At 40.4% G+C, this 20,520-nt stretch carries 18 protein-coding genes; 10 read left to right on the forward strand and 8 right to left on the reverse strand.

Annotation, left to right across the window (positions count from 1 at the left end):
* Positions 1-124 precede the first annotated feature (124 nt).
* From ES754_RS02775 to sohB, 5 genes are all read right to left on the reverse strand, one after another.
* Positions 125-877 (reverse strand): histidine phosphatase family protein, encoded by a 753-nt coding sequence (locus ES754_RS02775; RefSeq protein ID WP_147221837.1) that lies wholly within the window; start codon positions 875-877, stop codon positions 125-127.
* A gap of 159 nt (positions 878-1,036) precedes the next feature.
* A complete protein-coding gene (locus ES754_RS02780; protein ID WP_147221839.1) occupies positions 1,037-2,323 on the reverse strand; it encodes a phosphotransferase family protein in 1,287 nt (428 codons plus the stop codon).
* A gap of 155 nt (positions 2,324-2,478) precedes the next feature.
* Positions 2,479-3,720, reverse strand: a complete 1,242-nt coding sequence (locus tag ES754_RS02785) for an acyl-CoA dehydrogenase family protein (protein WP_147223234.1) — start codon at positions 3,718-3,720, stop codon at positions 2,479-2,481.
* Between the two features lie 111 nt (positions 3,721-3,831).
* Positions 3,832-4,473, reverse strand: coding sequence for a DUF1543 domain-containing protein (locus ES754_RS02790; RefSeq protein ID WP_147221841.1), 642 nt, complete (start codon positions 4,471-4,473; stop codon positions 3,832-3,834).
* A 184-nt stretch (positions 4,474-4,657) separates the two neighbouring features.
* Positions 4,658-5,650 (reverse strand): protease SohB, encoded by a 993-nt coding sequence (gene sohB, locus ES754_RS02795; protein ID WP_147221843.1) that lies wholly within the window; start codon positions 5,648-5,650, stop codon positions 4,658-4,660.
* Between the two features lie 562 nt (positions 5,651-6,212).
* On the opposite strand from sohB, the gene aspS reads away from it, so the two are divergent.
* The 4 genes from aspS to ES754_RS02815 all read left to right on the forward strand — a co-directional run bounded on the left by aspS (position 6,213) and on the right by ES754_RS02815 (position 11,014).
* Complete coding sequence (gene aspS / locus ES754_RS02800; protein WP_227677733.1) at positions 6,213-8,072, forward strand: aspartate--tRNA ligase; 1,860 nt, start codon at positions 6,213-6,215, stop codon at positions 8,070-8,072.
* A gap of 140 nt (positions 8,073-8,212) precedes the next feature.
* Positions 8,213-9,199 carry a lysophospholipid acyltransferase family protein gene (locus ES754_RS02805; RefSeq protein ID WP_147221845.1) on the forward strand — a complete coding sequence of 329 codons (987 nt, stop codon included), beginning with the start codon at positions 8,213-8,215 and terminating at the stop codon, positions 9,197-9,199.
* A gap of 203 nt (positions 9,200-9,402) precedes the next feature.
* Positions 9,403-10,122 carry a glycosyltransferase gene (locus ES754_RS02810; protein WP_420825341.1) on the forward strand — a complete coding sequence of 240 codons (720 nt, stop codon included), beginning with the start codon at positions 9,403-9,405 and terminating at the stop codon, positions 10,120-10,122.
* Between the two features lie 31 nt (positions 10,123-10,153).
* Positions 10,154-11,014, forward strand: a complete 861-nt coding sequence (locus ES754_RS02815; protein WP_147221849.1) for a hypothetical protein — start codon at positions 10,154-10,156, stop codon at positions 11,012-11,014.
* On the opposite strand, the gene ES754_RS02820 is transcribed toward ES754_RS02815, so the two are convergent.
* Entirely contained in the window at positions 10,986-12,137 is a 1,152-nt protein-coding gene (locus tag ES754_RS02820; protein ID WP_147221851.1) for a glycosyltransferase, read from the reverse strand. The two genes, ES754_RS02815 and ES754_RS02820, sit on opposite strands and share 29 nt — an antisense overlap.
* A gap of 37 nt (positions 12,138-12,174) precedes the next feature.
* On the opposite strand from ES754_RS02820, the gene ES754_RS02825 reads away from it, so the two are divergent.
* The 3 genes from ES754_RS02825 (at position 12,175) to ES754_RS02835 (ending at position 14,768) form a co-directional block, all read left to right on the forward strand.
* Positions 12,175-12,942: a hypothetical protein gene (locus ES754_RS02825; protein ID WP_147221853.1), complete on the forward strand. Its 768-nt coding sequence runs from the start codon at positions 12,175-12,177 to the stop codon at positions 12,940-12,942.
* Between the two features lie 127 nt (positions 12,943-13,069).
* Positions 13,070-13,822 (forward strand): glycosyltransferase family 25 protein, encoded by a 753-nt coding sequence (locus ES754_RS02830; protein WP_147221855.1) that lies wholly within the window; start codon positions 13,070-13,072, stop codon positions 13,820-13,822.
* Between the two features lie 250 nt (positions 13,823-14,072).
* Positions 14,073-14,768 carry a putative nucleotide-diphospho-sugar transferase gene (locus tag ES754_RS02835; RefSeq protein ID WP_147221857.1) on the forward strand — a complete coding sequence of 232 codons (696 nt, stop codon included), beginning with the start codon at positions 14,073-14,075 and terminating at the stop codon, positions 14,766-14,768.
* Between the two features lie 35 nt (positions 14,769-14,803).
* On the opposite strand, the gene ES754_RS02840 is transcribed toward ES754_RS02835, so the two are convergent.
* Both ES754_RS02840 and ES754_RS02845 read right to left on the reverse strand, forming a co-directional pair.
* Positions 14,804-15,610, reverse strand: coding sequence for a glycosyltransferase family 25 protein (locus ES754_RS02840; protein WP_147221859.1), 807 nt, complete (start codon positions 15,608-15,610; stop codon positions 14,804-14,806).
* Between the two features lie 70 nt (positions 15,611-15,680).
* Positions 15,681-16,544: a glycosyltransferase gene (locus ES754_RS02845; RefSeq protein WP_147221861.1), complete on the reverse strand. Its 864-nt coding sequence runs from the start codon at positions 16,542-16,544 to the stop codon at positions 15,681-15,683.
* A gap of 450 nt (positions 16,545-16,994) precedes the next feature.
* Between ES754_RS02845 and ES754_RS02850 the strand changes: the two genes are divergently transcribed.
* The 3 genes from ES754_RS02850 to ES754_RS02860 all read left to right on the forward strand — a co-directional run bounded on the left by ES754_RS02850 (position 16,995) and on the right by ES754_RS02860 (position 20,513).
* Positions 16,995-18,641: a glycosyltransferase family 39 protein gene (locus ES754_RS02850; RefSeq protein ID WP_147221863.1), complete on the forward strand. Its 1,647-nt coding sequence runs from the start codon at positions 16,995-16,997 to the stop codon at positions 18,639-18,641.
* Positions 18,642-18,796: 155 nt separating this feature from the next.
* The gene (locus ES754_RS02855) at positions 18,797-20,053 is read left to right on the forward strand and encodes a glycosyltransferase family 2 protein (protein WP_147221865.1); all 1,257 of its coding nucleotides are present in this window, start codon (positions 18,797-18,799) and stop codon (positions 20,051-20,053) included.
* On the forward strand, positions 20,046-20,513 hold the full coding sequence (locus ES754_RS02860; RefSeq protein ID WP_147221867.1) for a GtrA family protein: 468 nt from the start codon (positions 20,046-20,048) through the stop codon (positions 20,511-20,513). The genes ES754_RS02855 and ES754_RS02860 overlap by 8 nt, the downstream gene beginning before the upstream one ends.
* The last annotated feature ends 7 nt before the right edge of the window (positions 20,514-20,520 follow it).

Consider the following 20,520-nt stretch of genomic DNA (forward strand, 5'->3'; position numbering starts at 1 on the left):
GCCAGATATATACCGGCTAAATATAAGTTTGAAAGCGATTTATTATAATAGGTATGTTTTGGTAGCTGAGCGACAGTTATTTATATAGTTTATGAATATCGCTTGTTTATAAGTAGCCGCCAACTTAATGCTTAGTCACAAAGCGTTTACCTTGCGCAAATAAATGGCTGTATTCATTATACGATAATAGCTGCGGGGTTGGGTTTTGTAAACCAATAGCGGTGACGCCAGTATTAACCGAGCTTTTGGTCAGCTGGTAAGCGGTCTGACTGCCTTGTTGTAACAAATGAGCGGTAATCGCCGCAATCACTCCACCTGATGTGAATACTAGCACGGTACTATCGTCATCTAAATGGCTGTGCTGCGCGACTTGCTTACCTACTTGCTCTAAGGCTTGTTGAGCGCGGGTACTGAACTGTGACCAGCTCTCAATATAATCATCATCATGGTCACCGGCGTGCCAGCGCTCCATCGCAAGATGAAATAACTCGCCTAACCGAGTTAACGGCCTATTTTCTTTGTTCAGCTCCGCCGCTATCATTGCTTGAGTGGCAAAGTTGGGGCTAGACTTCATAAACACGTCTTCGTGATTAAACTCGTCAAATAATGGCAACACATAACTTTCAGGGGTTTCAATATTGAGTATAGGTACATTACTATTCGCCAATACTGATGGCTGATAAGCGTCCCAAAAATGTTGTGCTGAGTCACGTTGACGTACTAGACTACCGCTAAAGATGGCATCAATACGGCGTTGGCCAGTAGCGTAATGTTGACCGAGCAAGCGTGCCTGCATACTGCCAAGCTCTGATAACTGGTCATAGTTTTCTTGTCCAAACGAGGCTTGGCCATGGCGCGCCAGAAGGATAGTGGTCATATGGGAGTTACCTATTTTTATTTTATTAAGGAGTAATTTTTAAAGGTTTTTGTTAAAAATCAATGTAAAAACATCATTTAAGCTCAGCTCATAGCCTTACGTAATATCATTTTTAAATAGTTTGATCTAGATAACTTAATCTTTAGACGGTTTAGCGTCTTACTCTTTGGCTTGCTTAGCACCGTCCTCAAAATAGCCGGTCGGCAATATCCCTTTAATAACGGCTTGTACAGGACTTGGTAACTTATCAATCATAGCCGCATCGACACCCACATCTTGCAAGTGCGGCTGTACGTGAGTCATAAACAAGGCTTCGCCTTCATACTTAGCAATCAGTTTAAGACACTTGGCATGTAAAACGTGCACAATAATCCAAAAGTTTTTAAAGGCAGGATTGGTCGTCTGCTTATGATAGTAGCGATAATAAATCTGCTGCACAATACCCGCTAAGCGAAATAGACCAAACACTTCATAAAAGGTCCAGTTATTAATCTCTAAACCTGTCTTTTCAAGGTAATAGGCAACCACTTCATCACGGGTCATCATACCTTCTAAATGGGTTGGCTGCCGGCGCGATTGTTGCATAATGATATTATCATCGGCCTCAATCCAATAAGCCAAGGCGCTGCCTAAATCCATTAAAGGATCGCCAAGCGTTGCCATCTCCCAGTCGAGCACGCCTATAACCTTAGTAGGGTTCTCAGCATCTAAGATAATATTATCAAAACGCCAGTCATTATGAATGATACAGGTGCTACTGTCCGCTGGCGTATGCTTGCCAAGCCATTGGCGTACTAGCGCAAAACTGGGTACATTCGGGGTTTTGGCTTTAACGTAACGCCTATCCCAGCCAGTCACTTGCCGCTCACAATAGCCTTCGCCACGGCCTAGCGCGACCAATTCCGGATTATCACTATAATCAACTTGGTGGAGCTCAATCAAAGCATCAATGACATTGGTACATAACTCACGCGTTTGCATCGGAGTGAGCTCAACCTCTTTCGGTAAATTGGCCCGCGGAATAATACCTGCCACGCGCGCCATAACATAGAAGTCAGCTCCAATAACGGACTCGTCGGTACATAGCGCCACCATTTTTGGTACATAGGGATAATCATTAGCCAATGCCTGTTGTACGGTATATTCGCGTACCATATCATGAGCAGATTTAGCCTTAGTTCCTTTTGGTGGACGGCGTAAAATTAAATCTTGGTTGTCGTATTGCAGACGATAGGTCCAATTGGAGGCACCACCTGAAAATTGAGTAACAATGGGCTCGCCATTGACATCAACATTTTGCGCACGGAGCCATACACTTACTGCTGGTATATCGAGCTCTTCACCGTCACGGACAGTGCCACCTTTGTCTAAAACCTTAGTATTTATTGTAGTTTTCTTATCGTCGCTGTGTTTATCATTATTAATGTTGACATTATTGGCCGTCATTTGATGTTCCTTATCTTATAGGCTCTAATTAAGAAGCTATCATACAAAAAAGAAACCTGACTTTTCTTCTTAGTCTTTAAAATCAGGTTTTTAGTTTTGTATTATTAATTACTTAGGCTACTTTATATGTCTTTAGCTTTAGCCTAAAATAACACTTACGACTTAGGCTTACGACCAAAACCCTGACGTTTTAGCTCTAGTTTGGCAATCATCGTCTTATGTACTTCATCAGGACCATCGGCCAAACGCAGCGCTCTTGCTTGCGCAAAGAAGCTGGGCAATAGCGTATCTTGACAGACGCCCATGCCGCCATAAATCTGAATCGCCATATCGACCACTTCCTGCAGTACCGTAGGCGCAACTACTTTAATAGCTGAGATTTCAGTTAACGCCGCTTTAGTTCCTTGGCTATCCATTTTTTGTGCCGCGTATAACGTCAGCAATCGTGCTTGGTCAATTTTAATACGGGCTTCAGCGATACGCTCTAGATTACCGCCTAGCTCTAGTAAGGGTTTGCCAAAAGCAGTACGGTTCATACCACGGTGAATAGCAAGCTCCAATGACTTCTCCGCCGCGCCAACACAGCGCATACAGTGATGAATACGTCCTGGCCCTAAACGACCTTGGGCTATCTCAAAACCCATGCCTGGACCGCCAATAAAACTGTTATCGGGCACGCGCACATCGGTAAAGCTAACTTCGCCATGACCGTGTGGTGCGTCATAATCGCCAAATACTTTTAGCATCCGCTCAATATTGACCCCTGCTGTTGTTGCCGGAACCAATACCATAGAGTGCTGGTGATGGCGGTCTTTACTGTCATCAGGGGTATAAGCCATCACAATCAATAAATTAACCGCCGGATCGCCAAGACCAGACGACCACCACTTGCTGCCATTAAGAACAATCTCATCACCTTCGACCACCGCAGTGGCTTGCATATTGGTCGCATCACTTGAAGCCACGTCAGGCTCAGTCATACAGAATACCGAGCGCGTTTTTCCTGCTAGTAACGGTTTTAACCATTTATCTTGTTGCTCAGGGCTGCCATAGCGCCATAACAGCTCCATATTGCCGCTATCAGGGGCATTACAGTTAAAAACATACGGTGCCAGTAAACTACGGCCAGTTAACTCAGCAATGGGGGCATAATCGGTGACTGACAGCCCAGCGCCTAGCTCATCATCAGGCAAGAACATATTCCATAGGCCAGCGTCACGGGCTTGTGCGCGCAAGGTTTCATACTTTTCTGGCCACTGCCAATTTTTCCAGTTACCGTCAGGGTTTTGCTCATGGCAGTCTTGCCAAAACTGGGCTTCTATCGGCTCAATATGGGTAGCAATAAAGTCTTTGACTTGCTCATGCATAGACTGACCATGTTCGGTGGTGGTAAACATCAACGTAGATGCTTTGGTCGCTGTAGACATCGTATTTATCCTCTTCCTTGTTGACTGCTTTTAATAAGCTATTTTTAGTGACTCGTTATAATAATGGTTTTGCTTTTAGCTTTAAGTAGATACGTCTAATTTACGGAGTTTCTTTAAGCTTAAGTAACCAATATAAGCAGTGTCTTCTAGCGGCTTTTGCTCTAACGCAGTTTCTGTCTCTGCAACTGGCGTGATTGACAAATGGCCTCCCGTTAATAAGTCATTAACGTTATAAATCTCATCAACATCTACTTGCTGCTTGTCGTCGATATGAGAAGCGGCATTAAACGGCGTGTCCTTATCATTAAAGCTATACTGTTTATAAAAAGCTGACTGCTTTGCCTGCTTGATAGCGTCCGCTTGGGTTGGCGCGACAATCAATAGCTTATGATGAAATTCTTCAAACTCGCCAGCAAGATAACCGCCTAGATTAATAAAGAATAATTTGAGTGGTATCGTTTCTAATACCGTAGCGTTGCCATTGCTGGCATGCTTAGCATCTTTTTCCGTAACAGTAGGTTGCCACTGGATACGATAACCATCAACTAAAGTCACTTGCTTATAAGCGTCAAGGTGCCAAGTGTTTTTTACTTCAGGCCAATGAGTATTAATGGCATCAATAAAATCTCCAATATGGTCGCCTACTCCAAAGAACATGTCGTGCTGCTCAATCAGGCGTCCCTTCGGTCTGCCACCAATCTTAATCATAAATAACTTTGGCATTATATTTATTTATCCTCACTGTTATTTTTATAATGAACACTATCTTAGCTAGTAGCTACTATGTATAACATAACCCTAACTAACAAACAGCAAAAAGGCGCGACCAATAAGGGCACGCCTTTAATAAAATTTAAAAACATATGAATCATTGTTAATTAAAATATATATCTTTTATAGTAAGCTACTATTTTAAGATGTTTAAACGGCTGTTAAAATCAAAGCGCATCAAAGCTTCTGGTAGTTTATTAGCAGCGATACTTAATGCCGCCTCCGCCGCTTGCGCAAATCCTAATTTTTCTGCTAAAGTTGGTTTTTGGCGTGAATGTAACGCATAAACCTCATTATTATCCATCAAGTCTAAAATATAGCTATCAGACGTTTGCAAGCTGTCTATCAAGTTTAGGTGTATGGCATCTTCTCCATACCAATGCTCACCCGTTGCCACTTTATCCAAATCAAGCATCGAGCGATAACGGTTGACGAAGTGCTTAAATAGCAGATGGGTTTGCTCTAGCTCTTCTTGATACTTAGCACGGTCTTCATCATCATTTTCACCAAATACAGTCACTGTGCGCTTATAATCACCAGCTGTGAACTGCTCATAATCGACATCGTGATTCTTAAGCCATTTATGGAAGTTTGGCAATTGTGATACCACCCCGATTGAGCCAATAATAGCAAAAGGCGCAGCAACAATGTTGTCAGCAACGCAAGCCATCATATAGCCACCACTGGCGGCAACTTTGTCCACACATACTGTCAATTTTAGTCCAGCATCTTTTAAACGTACTAACTGCGCCGCTGCTAGTCCGTAGCTATGCACTAGACCACCGCCTGATTCAAGACGGACTACTACTTCATCGCCTTTATTAGCCGTACTGATTAAAGTACTAATCTCTTCACGCAAATGCTTAACAGCAGTGGCTTTCATGTCACCATCAAAGTCGAGTACAAAAACTTGCTGGCTGGCGCTGCTACCTTTAGCGTTCTTGCCTTTAGCACTTTTACTTTTATTTTTTGCGACTTGTTTGGCTTTTTTTGCCATGCTTTTTTTGAATTTTTTTAGAGCCGCTTTACCTTGAGTGGCTTCCATTAAATCTTGGCGACGTTGTGCTTGAGCTTCATTAAGGTGCATGACTTTAAGTTCGACAGGGTTCTTTTGAGGATGAAATAACATAAAAACAGTTCCTTTAATAATTAAAAATAGTGACTGACATCAGTCAATACAAGGTAATGACCAACATAAAGCATAAGTAAATAAATTGATAAACAAGATGTATTAATAACTAAGATAATAGCCGTAAATGAGCCATATTTTTGTTAATGGCTATGATGTTGTTATCTCTGTCAGCATGATATGTGCGCGAAGTAGCAAGTTTTCAAGCATGAAAATAACATTTAAATAATTACTAATAATACCGGATAAATAGCCTACTTATAGCGTATTCCTGTCTCTTGATTGTGTCGCTATAGTTGTATAACAAAGGCAGTTTAGGCATAATATGCGTTTACACTAAATTTTCTGCAGCTAACGTGATGACCTTCGGTACTAATCGCGCTGTGTGTGCTATTTCTTAATGACAGCTATAGGTTTGATTACCATCAATTTTATGGTAGGTGGCCAGCGGGCGTTGGTTAGACTCAAATAGCAGTGGCTGTATTATTATGCTTTAAATTATTATAATCTGAATTTTGAATCGCGAATTTTGAATTGGGCTGACAACTGGATAGCAATTATTATGACGAACAGTACTATGACGCAAAATGAAATGATAACACACAGCCAATACCGAGACGAATATTGCGGCGCTGTGACTGAAAAGCTACTAGAGCAAACCATTAGTATCGTCGGTTGGGTACATCGTCGCCGTGACCATGGTGGGGTGATTTTCCTAGATATGCGTGACCGTGCGGGTATTCTGCAAGTGGTTGTCGATCCAGATACCCCAGAAGCATTTGCGATTGCAGATGCGGTACGTCCTGAATACGTGCTTAAGATTACCGGTCGTGTTCGTCGTCGTTATGAAGGGACTGAAAACGCTAATATGACCAGTGGTCAGATTGAGCTACTAGGCAAAGAAATTGAAGTATTGGCCAAGTCTGAAACCCCGCCGTTCCCACTTAATGACGAGAACACGACAGTATCAGAAGAGCTACGTTTGAAATATCGCTACTTAGATATGCGCCGTCCACAGATGCAAGAGCGCATGGTATTCCGTGCCAAAGCCACCTCAGCAATTCGTCGTTATTTGGATGATCATGGCTTCTTAGATGTTGAAACGCCTATTTTGACTCGTGCTACTCCTGAGGGCGCACGTGACTATCTAGTACCTTCACGTACCCGTCCCGGTAACTTTTTTGCGCTACCACAATCACCACAGTTATTTAAACAATTATTGATGATTTCAGGCTTTGACCGTTATTATCAAATCGCCAAATGCTTCCGTGATGAAGACTTACGTGCCGATCGTCAGCCTGAATTTACCCAAGTGGATATTGAGACTTCTTTTCTAAATGAAGAAGAAATCATGAATATCAACGAAGGTCTTATTAAGCATGTCTTTAAGACTATGCTAGACGTTGAGTTCGATAAATTTCCACGTATGACTTATGCCGAAGCCATGCGTGACTATGCCTCTGATAAACCTGACCTACGTATTCCATTAAAATTAGTCGATGTTGCAGACCTTATGCAAAGCGTTGATTTTAAAGTATTCGCAGGGCCTGCTAATGATCCTAAAGGCCGCGTTGCCGCGCTACGTATTCCTAATGGCAGTAGCATCAGCCGTAAACAAATTGATGAATATACTAAGTTTGTTAGTATTTATGGCGCGCGCGGTTTGGCTTATATTAAAGTCAACGATGCCAGCAATATCAATAACGGTGTTGATAAAGACTCTGGTCTACAATCACCAATTATCAAAAACATGACTGATGAGGTACTTGCGAGCTTAATTGAGCGCACGGGTGCCGAAGACGGCGATATCATCTTCTTTGGTGCAGATAAAGCCAGTATCGTTAACGATGCAATGGGCGCTCTACGTCAGAAAATTGGTTTAGATCTTGAGATGACTACTTGCCAATGGGCACCACTGTGGGTCACTGACTTTCCAATGTTTGAAGAAACGGACGATGGCAAGTGGACGTCAATGCATCATCCCTTTACTAAGCCAAAAGGCTCAGTTGAAGAGTTAAAAACCAACCCAGCAACGGCCTTATCTATCGCTTATGATATGGTACTGAACGGTACTGAAATTGGTGGTGGTAGCTTACGTATCAATACGCTTGAGATGCAAAAAGCAGTATTTGAAGCGCTGGGTATCGATGAGCAAGAAGCAGAAAGTAAATTCAAATTTTTACTTGATGCCCTGAAATTTGGCGCGCCGCCGCATGGTGGTTTGGCGTTTGGTTTGGATCGTCTGATTATGTTAATGGTAGGCGCAAGCTCTATCCGTGACGTGATTGCTTTCCCAAAAACTAAAACTGCTGAAGATCCACTGACTCAAGCGCCAGCTGAAGTTGATAATAAGCAGCTGCGTGAACTAGGTATCCGTCTGCGTGAAAAAGCTCAGCCTGATGCTAACAAACCTGCTCAGTAATGAATCAGTTGGATTATGCGCAACTACTTTTTACAGTCTAATCTGCAGCGACAATGCGTAATTTTACAGTACAGCCTTTTACCCGTTAAAAGCCTGTACTGTCATCTGCCACCATATAACTTATTACAATGTGAGTGGTCATGAATCCGTATCAAGTGTTTAAATACGTGCCACTATCTGTACTGCAGATGCTGGCACGTTTTGTTGCTTGGATTATGATGTGGCTGCCCAATTTAAGTATCGTGCGCACCATCAAAATTAATATGATGCTAGTAGCACCTGATTTACCCGATAAACAAAAGCAAACCTTAGTTAAAGATATTGTTCGAAATCAGTGCCTAAGTAGTGTCGAGTCCATCAAAAGTTGGGCAATGTCTCCTGAATGGAGTGTCGCGCAAATTCGTGATGTTCATAATAAAGACATTTTTTTAGAGGCGCTTGCAAGCACTAATGGTATGCTCGCTATCGTACCCCACTTAGGAACGTGGGAGATGATGAACGCGTGGCTCAATCAATTTGGTGCGCCTACCATCATGTACAAACCTGTTAAGGGCGATATTACCAATAACTTTGTGTTGCAAGGACGCGCCCGTCTCAACGCAACTTTAGTCCCGACTGATGGCAGTGGCGTTAAGGCCATCTTTAAAACTCTTAAACAAGGTGGCTTCAGTATTGTATTACCCGATCACGTTCCTGATCCTTCAGGTGGCGTAGTCGTACCCTTTTTTGGGGTTGAAACCTTGACCAGTACGCTTGCATCCAAACTCGCCAGCAAAACTAAGTGCGCGCTGGTTGGCCTGTCTTGTATACGCCGTACTGATGGTCGAGGCTTTGATATTTACTGCTATAAACTAGACAACCCTGCGTTATATGATCGTGATGCTTCTATTGCTGCACAAGCTTTAAATCAAAATATGGAGCAAATGATAAAAGATAATTGTAGTCACTATATGTGGGGTTATCGACGTTTTAAGCACCTTCCTATTTTAGGTGATCCCTACCGCGCTGATGAAACTACTTTAATAGATTTTGTCCGTGCCAACCATTCTTTGCGCACCGATACCTTGCGCACTAATAAGCACTCCCACATAGATAGCGACGCAAGCAATAGCGAAAAAGAGAAATAGCTCAAATAATAATAGGACATCCTTACAGGGATGCCAGCGTTCAAATATTCAAACATAAAAATTATGCTAAAATTGGTAGGTATTATTCAGCTTTCTATTCATGTCAATACGAGTACACTATGGCAACTGACGTAATCGAACGCCCATTAACCGTCCAGGCGCAGACAGATGAACCTGCAGCTGAACAGCGCTATATTATCTGTATGAAATGGGGCGACAAATACAGTGCTGAATACGTTAACCGTCTATACAATATGGTCAGTCGTCACCTAACCTTAGACTTTCAGATGGTCTGCTTGACAGATGATAACGTCGGAATTGACCCTGCGATACAGTGCTACCCAATACCTGAACTGAATCTACCGCCCGGTCTACCCGAGCGCGGTTGGAAAAAACTCACTACCTTTGCCCCTGAACTGTACAACCTTAAAGGCGTAGCATTATTTTTGGATATTGATATTGTCATCGTTGATAACATTGATGAATTTTTTACCTATCAGGCTGAGCATGAGGATAGCGTAGTCATCATTCGGGATTGGAAAAAACCATGGCGGATGATTGGTAATAGTTCGGTGTACCGCTTTAATGTTGGCATGCATATCTACCCTGACTTACTGGCTAACTTTGAGCGCAACTTCGATACTATTCGTCAGCAAGTACGCCATGAACAAGCCTACTTATCTAACTATTTACGTGAGCATCATCATTTAGAGTATTGGGATAAGAGATGGTGTGTCAGCTTTAAATACCAATGTATTGCGCCCATTCCCTTTAATATTATAAAAGCGCCAAAACTACCTAATAATGCCAAAATTGTCATTTTTCACGGCGAAATTAATCCGCCCGATGCCATTGCCGGTACTGGCGGTAAATGGTATCGCCATATAAAACCCAGCCCCTGGCTGACCCCATATTGGCAATAAAGACAATTAAAAACAGCTATCGGAAGATAATATGGCGCAAAATTTAGGACTACCTCCTACTGTTGAGTTTAATATTGACAACCACATTATTACTATCAAAGGTTTTAATGCCGATGAGGCCAAGCAAAATCTGTATCAGCAAGCGGTAAATATTATTGCCTCTGGCCCCTCTATTGTTGATTTAGCTTTCGCTGAGATGCAAGATACAGCCACTATTTTTGTCAACGGTAGTATCAGTCTTACTGAGCAACATGAATTTACCAATATCGTTGGTTACGTGATTAGCGACGCCCGCTTTATCCACCATCAACCTGAGATTCTAAAAAGTTATTATACTGGTCAGCCTTTGTATGCAACATTAGCTGTGTTAGAAGCAATGGCAGTAACCCAGCCTGACCTTATGCGCACCTATCATGATTCTATGCGCATATTATACCCAGTGGATAGACCATGGGGGGTCAAATCAAATAAGCTCTGGTTTAGTAAACTATCTTTTAGAAAAAAACTACTTAATAAAAAAAAGCCTTTATTACACTTTGTTAATCATCCAAATTTCGTTATCGACACCGATTATAAGCCTGACCCTATTGGTGTTTCTCTTAATATTACTTATGGATTTGTAGAGGCCGGTACTGTGGCCTATGTCGCCGCGCAGTTGGCTTTTTCGCGACAAGCCAGTGAGATTAATCTGTATGGCGTTGACCTGCTAAACAGCAACCAACCCCGGTTTTATGAAAATGAAGACAATAGCGCACCATCTAAGCTTGATAAAGCAGTGACTGACCGTATTGTTCCCTCATTTAATCTATTAGGTCACGTTTATAAAGACCATGGCGTACCCATTATCAATCATTCGCCAATCTCTAAAGACTTGTTTGATGGGCTTTATTAATGCTCTCATATCCTAATACCTGACCGAACTTCAGATATTGACGAGCGACATTACTAGGCAATAGCTGCGGATTAAAAGGTACTTTATAGTTCTCTAGTTTATCTATTGCACGATTCATCAATTTTACCAAAGCTTCTATATCATCTACAGGCACTAAATTCTGCGTCGGTAATAACTCCCTTGGACCAAACGGACAATCAGTACTAATCACCGCTACATCCAACGCTTGCGCCTCGACAATGACATAACCAAAGCCTTCAAATTTAGAGGTCAGCACCAGCAAGGCAGCAGATTTAATCAAAGGATAAGGATTGGTCTGAAAGCCCAAAAACCTAACCCATTCCTCAATATCTAAGTCGATAGCCAACTGCTTAATGTCAGCTTCCAACCTACCTTTTCCTACCAACACTAACGGTAGCTTATGCTCAGTTTTAGCGTACGCTTGTAACAAATCCTGATGATTTTTCATGGTATCAAATGAGGCCACGTGAATGATATAACCCTTAGCAATTAAACCAAACTGTTCAATGTTTACTTGCTGTTCTGCCGCTCTCTTAATGTCATTAACATCACAAGGATTATAAATTGTTGCCGTTCTATTTAGATTGCTGCCTATTAGCGCGAGTAAGTCTTGCCGCGCCCCTTCGCTAACACAACTACAAGGATGGGCGCCATAAACCATTTTTAAATGTGTAATGATCTGCGCTGGCAGGGTTAATAGTTTATCTTGGAATTGTCTCGATAACGCTGTGTGTAGTACATTCACGATATTTGGCAGCTTACTATAAGCCATAATCCAATTAAGTTTATAAATATTAACCAGTATCAAATCCGGTGTACCTATATTAGCAAGCACATAATCATCTATACGCTTTGCCACTGTCTTATAATCTGCAGCTTGCTTAGAATCTTCCTCAAATTCAGCCTGATTATGGACTTGATTGTATGCTACAACGTGATGCTGAACGCGAGAATCTAGTGGCATCTCTTGCGTATTTTCTAAACAAAGGACATGAACTTCGTAATTCATATCTGCGTAAGCACGCGCCAATGTCGTTACCATACGTTCAGCACCGCGGCCTTCTAGGGCTTTTAGTATCAACACAATAATGGGTTGGGTCATATGATTTTTCTACTTCAATTAACAGGTCTTAGATAATATGAGTGCATCATCAAAATGGCAACGCAAACTTAACTTATTGTTTAAGAGTGAGAAAACACTCAATGCAAAAGCAATTATTGGTAGCTTTAGTAACAAGAGTATCGATGATATGAAAACAACGGTCATCACTGAGTCAATGTGCAACTCTAAAGCAATATCTGATAAACCTCGTATTAAAAACTTAGAGAGCCATTTAGATGGCTTAAAACATCAATTCATTCACCAATCAGAACTGTGTTTTTATCATGCGACCCTTATTGTACTGCTGCGCCGCAATTACAAACCTCAAGAAGTATTTGCTGAATTTGAAAGGCTATGGGCAGTAGAAACGGATTATTTATTAAATAATCTGTCGTTACGTTGGATTGTCTCTGCTTGTGATAGTTTTATTGATTATTCAGCCGACACAACGAGAGCCGCTGTATTTTTAAATGTTATTACTTTAATAAATACTTTAAAGGTTTATGAGACTAAGCAGTTTTTGCAGCTAAGTAGCGTTCCTGATCAAACGCCATTATTGACCGACAAAGTAGCAGCGCTTTACAGTTGTCACCTTCCTTTGTACGACGGCCTCACCTATTTTCGTATTGGCACCGATGATACGCTGAAACACATGCGGAGCCGTTACCAAAAACTCTATACTGTCGATAAACTGGCCACAACCGTACTGCTATTCGTTTTTGATAGACTGCAAAGTAATAACAGTGCTTTTGCTACTTTACGCGCACTACATCAAGACGAGAAGTCTAAGTGGTGGCTTGATTGAATTCAATGGCTAGTTGTTTTTTATTAGCTTTTAATTACGTTAATCTAGCTTGGTGAAATCGGGTATTTTAGTGTTTTACTGTTATAGTTGCAACTTCATTAAAACCATACTTAACTTCAGGACGATCATGATTCATCACTACGTTATTAGTTTAAGAAAAGCTGAGTTAAGACGTAAACATATTAATTTAGAGTTCAATAAACATGCTGTTTCTTTTGATTTTTTTGACGCTGTAGAGCCGTCTATGAATCAATGTTTTTTAGAAAAGTTTGGTATCAGTAGTAAGCAAGTTAAAGATTTAAGTGTTAGCGAATTAGCATGCTTGTTAAGTCACTTATGTGTTTGGCAAAAATGTATTGATAGTGATTTGAATTTTATTGGTGTATTTGAGGATGACATAGATTTAGGTAGTGATGCAGAATTATTATTGAATGACACATCATGGTTTGCTGGTAAAGATATTGTTAAGCTTGAAAAATTCCATAAAAAAGTTGAACTATCATTAAGAGGGGAAAGTATTAACGCCACTGGTAGAAAAGTACATGAACTTCTAGGTAAGAATCTTGGAGCTGCAGGTTATATACTGTCAAAATCAGGATGTACCTATATGCTTAATTACATAAAAGAAATGGAAGAAATTGAATGTATTGACGTTGTCTTGTTTAATCAGATTACGTATCCTAAGTTTATCAAAGTATACCAATTACAGCCTGCTATTGTAATACAAGATAAACTTTTCAGTCAGGGAGATGTAAAATTCTCTAGTAGCATAGTACGTAGTAAGAAAAAAAATAACAGTATCTATTTTAATGAAAAGATCAAAAGAGAATTTTTTAGAATGCTAAGATCATTAAGGATGAAGGTTATAGACTTTAAGTAATTGCCTATTTAGTAGCATCTAATAGGTAGAAACAAACTTTATCGTCAAAGGCTTACTAATGAGACTTATCGACAGACACATATTTGACGATGAAGTGTAAGTTATTGAAGACAGATTGAAGAACAAATTAGGAAAACGGTTACGGTTTAAAACGTCTAATCAGACACTCTGTGATATCATTTAGTCTTGTACTTGGTATATTAACCTAGCTTTTTAAAGACTTACCTTATTTAAACTTATAGAGTATCTAATGTCAACTTTATCGCAACCTTCGTCATTCACCAGCATGAGCGCTATAGATAGCTTTATTGTGTGTTGTTTTTATACCGATAGCTACTATGACCATGCTCTATCTTTAAAACAGTCACTAGATGAGTTTAGTTTGAATTATTATTTTAAACAAGTTTCTGATGCAGGATATTGGGAAGCAAATACTCGTATTAAACCGCACTTCATTTTAGAGTGTTTACAACAGTTCCCTGATAAAAATATTTTGTACTTAGATGCTGATGCCTTGGTCAAAAAACCACTGGACTATTTTAATAATATTACTGCTGATGTTGCTTTTTATAAGACCAAAGGTCTACCGGGCATGTCTCATGATTATCTGGCTAGTACGATGTTTTTTAATAATACCGATAATACTATCAACTTGGTTAAACAATGGATAGCCGAACAGGTAGACGGTAAGCGTACGCAAGTCGATCAAGACAGCTTAGATACGGCTATGGATAAGCTTAAAAACACGCTCACCGTTGAGCCCCTTAATCCAGGTTATATCAAAATATTTGACAAGGACTATGAAGGCGAGGTTTATATTGAACAGTTACAAGCTAGCCGTGGTCAAACCAAGCTTAAACGACAAAACATTAGAACGCGCAACCGTATTATTGGTGGGGGAGTTTTAGTTGTTATTGCTATTATAGCCTACAGTATATTTAGTTAATACGTTAAGACTACTGAAATCCAATAGCATATTCTTTATCTAAAGGTTAGCTTTAGCTCTCTAATACCTTTTAATCTAAGGTTAATCTTTTCAATGGCAATGATAGGTTGTTTAATCAATCGTTTTCCTTCCCTAACCACCTTGTCTTTAAATTTCTTATTATTTATAGGCATTCCATGCCTATCTATTCTTTCAGACTCAAGAGAACTAATCAGTGGTTTAGCATGCTTATAATGCTGACTTTGAATGCAAATTGCAGGAACAATCTGATATATATTAGCCTCGTAATTGTGTAAAAAATCACCAAAAACAATATGGTCAATAGGAATTAACCCCTCATAATTCCTTACTATGTCGAGTAAAATATGAGCGGTTTCAAGTGTAATTACATACCCCGCACAGCCAGTATGCTTTGCTGCCAATTTTATAAGTTTTCTGTCCCCAACTTTTAAGCTTTTAAAGTGTTCATTAACTTTGATAAGGTTATTATAAACTTCAAGTTTCAAGATATGAGCGTCATCAGGCTTCCATTCTAAGATATTGTTCAAATAAAATTCTGAATCTTCACCAAGATAAACATCATCCTCAAAAATGCAAACATATGGATAGTTATTTTCTACAGCTAACTGCCAAATGCTAGCATGACTCAAAAAACAGGCAATTTCATTTTTCCCTAATCGCGTATCAGTGATTGGAATACTCAGTTTTTTCGCAACAGTGTCAATCTGAGTGGCATTAACCGCATTAAAAAACTCATAAGAAATATTATTACTTTCAAACTGTTCTTTTATATGCTGCCTTCTATCGTGAGAATTTTCCAAACTGATAATAAGCTTTTTCATTAAGTTCTCGAAAATTCGTAATTAGAAATAGAGCTCTATTTTAATAATAACTAACAGTTTTATTTAGCACTTAACGCTTAAATAATCGTGATAAAAACGTTTTTGTAACGTTCGGACGCGTTATTTTATTACCTTTATAGCGCTTATGGGTCTTTTTTGGAAAGCTACCAAAAGCCTCCACTCGGTAATTGTCTAGCTTATAGCCCGCAGCCAACGCTTCGTTATAATAATTATCAAATAACTCGACCAACTCTTGTCTTGGATGCGGTATTATCTTGCCATCAAACCAATGCGCAAAGCCTTCTTTCTCTACTCTAGATAACGCATATTTGTGGCTGAATTGCATACTCATATCTGAGTAATGTAGTATTTTAATGTCGTCTATCGCCAAATCTTCACCATCCACACAGTTGTAGCTGTCTTGATAAGGCTCAACCAGTTGTGGGTTTTTTTTAATAACATCCATCATTTCTTGATGGCTGCTTGGCTCTTTTCTAAGTTGCTCAACAGGTAATACAGTTCCTTGAGCATCCTTACAATCCCAGACACAAGTACACAAGCGAGTCATGTCTGCATTTGTTTTTGCAGCGACTATAGATTGGCCTTCAATAGGATGATTCCATAATGTGGCCAAGTCGCTTAGAATGACCACATCAGCGTCCATATAAATGGCTCTACCAGTGAAATCACAATATTCTGGGATGGCCCAACGGAACCCTGAAAAAGGCGTTGCCCACTTAGTCGTATTCCAGCCTTCACCGGTTTCGGGGTTTGAGTACCAATAGCTGTTGGGATCGCGTGATAATTGCATCCAGACGATTTCAATAGGCGCACTGGTATGTTTGTGCAGACTATAATCTAATACCATCATTTGTTCTAAATCACAGTTATTAGGGTCACATCCCACAAATACTTTGATAACCTCATTACTCATAACCTATTCTCTTAAATTTATGACTGCTATGGAAAATAAATATTAAATATCGCTTAATCATATGACGATAATATCATATAGAGTGACTTATTATATCCTCAAGTCATGCCACCAAGTAATACCGTCAAGCCGTTGCTTATAAATGTAGCCTTTGAGTACCACAACTAAATAAAGCCTCTAAGCATTAAACATAAACATTGATTATAAGTAATAACTTTAAATATCGTCAGAGATTAAGATAAAAAGTTAACCTTACTATGACTAACTGACATTAGACTCTATAATGGCGCTAGATTATGGTAGCTGACTTGTCAAAATAAAGTTTTACTGAGTTATAAGTGCTCGGCTTTATTATAAATATGGTGCTGCTTTATAAATAACTATTATATTTTAAATCTACTTGTGTCAACTGCAGCATAAGACCAGATAAATTGTAAAAAGAGCCTAGTCATGACCCCATCATTCAACAATAAGCCCGCCTCACAAACCAAGCTGCAAGTAGATAGTTTTACCAAAAGTGCTAATAATGGCAACAACAACTTAGGTAATAATGAGTCAGAGCAGAGACAGTGGCGATGGTTTGGGCTGTTTTTGCTGGCCTATTTTGTTATTTGGTCTATTGCACCGGCCTTTCTTGCCAGTAGCGTACCGCTAGATGTTAGTGAAGGCATCAATTGGGGTAGTGAATGGCAATGGGGCTATTATAAGCACCCTCCCTTATCCTCTTGGGTACTTTACAGCTTTTATAAGTTGTTTGGTCACATTGGCCCTTATTTACTAAGTCAGTTGTATGTACTACTCACCTTATTTTTAGTCTATCAGCTAGGCAAAAAAATCTGGTCACCAGCAACGGCACTCTTAGGCAGCACCTTAACTCTAGCCGTTATCTATTATAGCTATCCAAGTCTTGAGTTTAACCATAACGTCGCCCAGTTTCCTATTTGGGCAGGCTTGTACTTCGTATTTTATCAAGCATTAACCCGAAATAAACTGACAGACTGGCTGCTACTTGGAGTAATTGGCGGGCTGGGTATGCTCACCAAATACAGTGTCATATTTTTATTACTGCCGATGGCGATATTTTTATTACTGCCCAAACAATGGCCGCTGTTAAAGCAGCCGCAGCCTTGGATAGCGGCTTTTGTAATGCTAGCTGTATTTGCCCCACATTTATACTGGCTAGTAATACATGATTGGTTGCCGCTCGGTTATGCTAATGGGCGCTCACATGATGTCGGTGAAGCTGCCAGTAGTATTAGTCGCCATTTCAGTTGGGTCAGCTTTCTTGCCGCCCAAGTTATTGCCCATATTCCTCTGATATTAATGCTAGCGCTTAATCGCAAACGCTTATTTGGTGTTAGCGCCTATAAGCATAGCCTGCCAGCAGGCGCTTCTATACTTTGGTATCTTTGGGCGGCACCCATAGCTGTGCTTGTGGTGTTAAGTTTAGTATTTGGTATTGGTCTACGGGATATGTGGGGCATGCCGATGTGGGCATTGTCAGGGTTGTTAGCGGCATCATTTATTGTGCCAGCTCTGCAAGCTTTGACCGTTATTAAACTGCGTCGTGCACTGGCTATTTGGCTAACCTTAGCGACGGCATTAATGATTGTTTACGTAGGTTTTGGTGATAAGATACGTCATAAACCATCGCGCATGCACTGGCCGGAACAAGCCTTAACCACGCAAGCAACTGACACCTGGAATGAGTTAAGCAGCTGCCCACTTGACAGCGTGTCAGGTGATCGCTGGCTTGGGGCATTGGTCGCCATGAATAAAGATTTTCCATCACAAATGATTTCAGGCCCTGCCAGTCATTCACCGTGGATGAGTACTGAACGCCTACAACAACAAGGTACTTTAGTTATGTCGCAAGACGAGGGTGACGATATCGTGTTACCCTTGCTTGACGAATTGACGGTGGTAAACTCCAGCTCAAACACTAATAAAGTAGACATTACCAATAAAAATAAGAGTACCGCTGACGCACTGGTAGTACAAAAAGGACAGTGGCAATTGGCTTGGCCAGACCCTAAAGCTAAAGAGCCATTAACCGTCAACTGGATCGCTTATATACCAAGCAGCTGTATTAATTAGTTTCGGACAAGTAACTATATTAAGTACTTTTTAAATAAATACTTAATACGGGTTGCAGCTGGCTATACTGGCTTGACTCCATAAATAACAACTGATGAAAAAATGAATGGTAACTAAATAGCCATTTATTTCAACCAACGCTGATGAGTGTATTCATGCCTCAAAATCTTTCTTATCTGCCTAATTCGCCTTACTTGTCCATTATCATGCCAGCTTATAATGATGCCGAGGCTTTGCAGGATTTTTTACCACAGGTGTTTGAGTTTACCGCTACTTTACGTGCACCCATAATACCTGCACTTATAAACAGTAACGCTTCTCTCAGTGCCAGTACTAAAACAACACTGGCAAGTTGTGAAATTATCATTGTTGATGATGGCAGCCATGATAATTTGCTGGAGGTAGTCAGTACTTTAATACCTAGCCGTCCACACAATACCGAACTGGTATTGGTACGGTTGTCGCGTAACTTTGGTAAGGAGCCGGCGCTTAGTGCGGGTCTTGCCAAAGCAGAAGGTGATGTAGTTGCAATGATTGATGCCGATGGTCAGCACCCTTTATCAGTATTGGGGCAAATGCTTAGTATGATTGAGCAGTCTGATATTGATATGGTCGCTGGCATTCAAGCCAATCGTCCTCATGAAAGCAAGCTTGCTAAAACTTTAAAACGCAGTTTTTATCACTTTATCCAAGACCGTCAACGCTATGAGATTCGTCCAAATGCTGGTGATTTCCGCGTGATGAACCGTAAGGTTGTGCAGGCGCTACGCTCGCTACCTGAACGTCAGCGTTTTATGAAAGGTTTATATGCTTGGGTAGGATTTAATACGGTCTACCTACCTTTTACTGCGGACAATCGCGGCACTGGTGAGAGTAAATTTAACTTTGGCAGCCTGTTTGAGTTGGCCTTAGTGGGTATTACTTCTTTCTCACAAAAGCCGCTGCGCTTGATATCACGAATGGGCTTTATAGTTTCTGCTTTGGCTTTTTTATACGGCTTATACATTGTTATTGAAACGCTATTATTTGGGAGTGATGTCGCTGGTTGGGCAACAGTCGCTGCTGGTATCATGTTCTCAACTGGTATTCAGTTAGTATGTATTGGGGTGATTGGCGAGTATGTCGGCAGACTTTATGAAGAGGTAAAACAGCGACCGTTATATTTAATTGATGAGACCATTCATAGCGGTAGTAGCCATAGTGGCAGTGATCGTTATGCTGATAATGGACTTATTAATAGCAAGCTTACTGATAGACGTGTCAATAATCCAAACTTTATTAATAAAGATCATACTAATAAGAACCTTGATAATAAAAACCACATAAATAGCAATTTCACTAATAACCGTTATACTGAGCAATGGGTCAGTGACATCACATATAAACACTCCGAACCTACACGACATGAATAACCACACATTGAAAACCGCATCAGCATCAAAGCAAGCACTATTGTTTTTAGTAGTAGGCGCAAGTGCGGCCTTAGTGCATTTTTTAGTATTAATTAGTATAGTAGGTAATACCTCTATTTCACCGGCTTGGGCAAACGTTTTTGCTTTTTTAGTCGCGTTTGTCGTGAGCTTTGTCGGCCATTTTTATCTGACTTTTCGTCAACCAATCAGCAACATTACCAATAATAAGCCAACGAACACCACTATAGATCCTTATCATTCCACCAAGAAAAGCACTATCAATACTTTGATAAAATGGTTTGCCAGCTCAGCTGCTGGATTTATTGCCAATCAAGGCTTATTTGTATTGGGACTTAACTGGTTTGGTGAGCGTTACTATATGCTGATATGGCTGATAGTAACCGGCGTTATTACGGTAATGACTTTTGCATTGGGTAAACTTTGGGCATTTAAATCATGAGTAAAAT

It is taken from the genome of Psychrobacter frigidicola (assembly GCF_007997305.1).
GTDB lineage: Bacteria > Pseudomonadota > Gammaproteobacteria > Pseudomonadales > Moraxellaceae > Psychrobacter > Psychrobacter frigidicola.

Bases quoted from the DNA above. Each gene is read 5' to 3' on its own strand.
- ES754_RS02815 (WP_147221849.1), top strand. From the start codon at position 10,154: ATGGCGCAAAATTTAGGACTACCTCCTACTGTTGAGTTTAATATTGAC.
- ES754_RS02860 (WP_147221867.1), top strand. From the start codon at position 20,046: ATGAATAACCACACATTGAAAACCGCATCAGCATCAAAGCAAGCACTA.
- aspS (WP_227677733.1), top strand. From the start codon at position 6,213: ATGACGAACAGTACTATGACGCAAAATGAAATGATAACACACAGCCAA.
- ES754_RS02780 (WP_147221839.1), bottom strand. From the start codon at position 2,323: ATGACGGCCAATAATGTCAACATTAATAATGATAAACACAGCGACGAT.
- ES754_RS02775 (WP_147221837.1), bottom strand. From the start codon at position 877: ATGACCACTATCCTTCTGGCGCGCCATGGCCAAGCCTCGTTTGGACAA.
- ES754_RS02785 (WP_147223234.1), bottom strand. From the start codon at position 3,720: ATGTTTACCACCACCGAACATGGTCAGTCTATGCATGAGCAAGTCAAA.
- ES754_RS02830 (WP_147221855.1), top strand. From the start codon at position 13,070: ATGATTCATCACTACGTTATTAGTTTAAGAAAAGCTGAGTTAAGACGT.
- ES754_RS02790 (WP_147221841.1), bottom strand. From the start codon at position 4,473: ATGCCAAAGTTATTTATGATTAAGATTGGTGGCAGACCGAAGGGACGC.
- ES754_RS02845 (WP_147221861.1), bottom strand. From the start codon at position 16,544: ATGAGTAATGAGGTTATCAAAGTATTTGTGGGATGTGACCCTAATAAC.
- ES754_RS02825 (WP_147221853.1), top strand. From the start codon at position 12,175: ATGAGTGCATCATCAAAATGGCAACGCAAACTTAACTTATTGTTTAAG.
- ES754_RS02820 (WP_147221851.1), bottom strand. From the start codon at position 12,137: ATGACCCAACCCATTATTGTGTTGATACTAAAAGCCCTAGAAGGCCGC.
- ES754_RS02810 (WP_420825341.1), top strand. From the start codon at position 9,403: ATGAAATGGGGCGACAAATACAGTGCTGAATACGTTAACCGTCTATAC.
- sohB (WP_147221843.1), bottom strand. From the start codon at position 5,650: ATGTTATTTCATCCTCAAAAGAACCCTGTCGAACTTAAAGTCATGCAC.
- ES754_RS02805 (WP_147221845.1), top strand. From the start codon at position 8,213: ATGAATCCGTATCAAGTGTTTAAATACGTGCCACTATCTGTACTGCAG.
- ES754_RS02855 (WP_147221865.1), top strand. From the start codon at position 18,797: ATGCCTCAAAATCTTTCTTATCTGCCTAATTCGCCTTACTTGTCCATT.
- ES754_RS02850 (WP_147221863.1), top strand. From the start codon at position 16,995: ATGACCCCATCATTCAACAATAAGCCCGCCTCACAAACCAAGCTGCAA.
- ES754_RS02840 (WP_147221859.1), bottom strand. From the start codon at position 15,610: ATGAAAAAGCTTATTATCAGTTTGGAAAATTCTCACGATAGAAGGCAG.
- ES754_RS02835 (WP_147221857.1), top strand. From the start codon at position 14,073: ATGTCAACTTTATCGCAACCTTCGTCATTCACCAGCATGAGCGCTATA.